Source organism: Flavonifractor sp. An306 (assembly GCF_002159455.1).
Lineage (GTDB): Bacteria > Bacillota > Clostridia > Oscillospirales > Oscillospiraceae > Flavonifractor.
Genome location: NZ_NFIQ01000157.1, coordinates 1 through 2,527, shown reverse-complemented (window position 1 = coordinate 2,527; position 2,527 = coordinate 1). Strand labels below are relative to the sequence as shown.

Here is a 2,527-nt window from a genome sequence, read left to right as displayed (position 1 = left end):
GGCAGGCCGCGCCGTAAAACAGGGGCACAGGCGCTTCGCCCAGCACAAAGGGATTTTCCGTGAGGGCCTTGTATTCCTCGGGACTGACATAGCAATCCGTCTTCTCCGCGCCGTCAAATAGCTCGGAGGGAAAGACCTCCACGCCGCCATCCAGGGTAAAACTGTTAAAGGCCGGACCTTTCAGAAATCCCACGCAGCTGGGGCAGCAGGTGGCAGTTAGGATGCCATCCAGGCCCAGGAACCGGAGCCGCTCATCCCGTCCGTCCAATACCAGTATGTCCACCATCCGTCCGCCGCAGTGGGGGCATGTATCCTCCCGCGCCCGGCCAATGCGGACGGGAGATTTCTCGCCGGTGGTTCCTTTGACCATAGGATAGCAGGTGTCGAAGTTGAGTTGGATTCTTTGGCCCTCCTTATCGAAGGTCCAGCCGCCAATCTGCGCATAGCTGGACGGATCCACATAGAGGCCCTTGCGCCAGGGCCGGGGATTTCGCTCCAGCTCCAGCAGCGTCTCCATTGCCTTGTCATCTCCCTGCATAGCAAGGCAACTCATCAGGTTGGAAGCCGCGCTGGAATATTCCGCAGACAACAGCGCATGAATCAGACCATCCCGCACATCGGCAGGAGCGTGATAATAGATTTCACAGGGCCAGAACACCTCTGCGGCCAGTGCCGCCCGTTGGATCTCCGGGGCGATGGCATTATGGTAGCTAAGCAGCTGCCAGAAGTCGGTGAACTCCGGGTCTTCCATCTCCGCCAGCCGCTGGATGTTCCGGATCAGGTTTCTCTGCTTCTCTGTGATTTGTTCCGGTGTCCAGGCAAGAGCAGCCTTCCGCTCCTGTTCAGATTTGCATTTCCAGCACAATCCCTCATAGCCCAAGGGGGTCCCACAGCTGGGGCAGGTATATTTCAGACTCATATTCTTTGACTCCTTTCCAAAGATAGAAAAACGCCCCGCGACACGCTGTCACTTGGACAGGCTGACGCAGGGCGTGAAAAGGCCGCACCAAAGGACCCACATCTACTGCCAGATGTGGTTTCCTCCACAGACAAGATAATTTCCTCATATATCAAAGATGCAGTGATTAACTGCTCTGGTTTCTCTTTCATCGTATAACCTCATGATCCATAATCATGCCCAAATGCAGTACCTGAAAAGGGCATAATTTGAATAAATTATATCATATCTTCACTCGTTCCGAAAGATGTATTTATGTTGCGTGATAAATTTACGCTTTGTTTACCGGAATGTCTTAATCTAAAAACTTCCTTCAGTTATAATCCGCTAATCCACTCTCTATGTATTAGCGTTTCTGTATGAATGTGCCGCTAATCCGTATACTAAATTGTATCACCACAGAAAGGAGCAGCGGACTTTCGAGATGATTGATAGACGGATCGGGGAGCGAATCAAGCAGCGCCGTGAGGAGTTGGGATTAACGCAAGAGCAATTTGCGGAGCAACTTGGCCTGACCACAAATTACATTTCAACTATTGAGCGAGGCGCATCATTTCCGCGATATGATAAGTTAGTTGCCATTATCAATGGTCTGAAAACATCTGCAGACTCGATCTTCTGCGATGTCATCGAGCATACTACTGAATACCGGGCAACATGGCTTTCAGAAAAGATTGCGGGACTTCCGCCAGAAGAGCAGCAGCGGATTTTGGAAATCATTGAATTACTAATTGTTCAGGCCAAGAAAAAGAAATAGTATTGAACACAAAGGCAGCAAATGATGATTTGCGGCCTTTGTTTTTTTAGTGCAGATCTCTCATTGTATGTTATACTATGGATTAGCATTATATACTATACTGTTAATCCATATATACAGGAGAGAGTAAAATGTTCGAGAAAATACTGACATTCACCAGAAAGAGACATGTGGCTGGATTAAAATGCGCCTTTACAGGTCATAGGCCACAAAACCTTCCATTCCGGTTTGATGAGACAGATGGACGGTGTTTGCGCTTAAAAGCAGAACTCCGTAAACTCATTGTGCAGATGATTGAACAGAAAAATGTTACACACTTTATTTCGGGTATGGCTCTTGGAATTGATACATACACTGCTGAGATAGTACTGGATTTGAAGTCACAATTTCCATTCATCACCCTTGAATGTGCGATCCCATGTGAAACTCAGGCTGCTAAGTGGTCCGAGCGTTACCGAAATCGATACTTTGCAATCGTGGAGCGATGTGATAAGGAGACGCTGCTTCAAACACACTACACACCTGACTGCATGAAAAAAAGAAATCGCTACATGGTTGAGCATGCCGATTTTGTTTTAGCGGTTTGGGACGGAAGCCCTGGTGGTACTGGCATGACAGTAAACTATGCGCATTCTTTAAATAAAGTGGTGTGGACATTGAATCCAAATACTTTTTCAATCAATTTTGGATAGCCTGAAGATTTGCTAAATAGTGTTTACACGAGTAATGTGGTATAATAGGAACAATAGGCCAGAAAGAGGTGTTCCTATGAGCAATGAACAACAACGCCATGACATGAGTGATACGGTATG

3 protein-coding genes are annotated in these 2,527 nt (G+C 47.6%); 2 read left to right on the top strand and 1 reads right to left on the bottom strand.

Annotated elements, in window-relative coordinates; translation table 11 throughout:
• On the bottom strand, positions 1-919 hold a 919-nt coding region (locus B5F88_RS19045; RefSeq protein ID WP_087936998.1), incomplete at its 3' end, for a hypothetical protein.
• A 463-nt stretch (positions 920-1,382) separates the two neighbouring features.
• On the opposite strand from B5F88_RS19045, the gene B5F88_RS19035 reads away from it, so the two are divergent.
• The gene (locus tag B5F88_RS19035; protein ID WP_087936996.1) at positions 1,383-1,715 is read left to right on the top strand and encodes a helix-turn-helix transcriptional regulator; all 333 of its coding nucleotides are present in this window, start codon (positions 1,383-1,385) and stop codon (positions 1,713-1,715) included.
• Between the two features lie 131 nt (positions 1,716-1,846).
• Complete coding sequence (locus B5F88_RS19030; protein WP_087936995.1) at positions 1,847-2,407, top strand: SLOG family protein; 561 nt, start codon at positions 1,847-1,849, stop codon at positions 2,405-2,407.
• The last annotated feature ends 120 nt before the right edge of the window (positions 2,408-2,527 follow it).

Bases quoted from the DNA above. Each gene is read 5' to 3' on its own strand.
- B5F88_RS19030 (WP_087936995.1), top strand. From the start codon at position 1,847: ATGTTCGAGAAAATACTGACATTCACCAGAAAGAGACATGTGGCTGGA.
- B5F88_RS19035 (WP_087936996.1), top strand. From the start codon at position 1,383: ATGATTGATAGACGGATCGGGGAGCGAATCAAGCAGCGCCGTGAGGAG.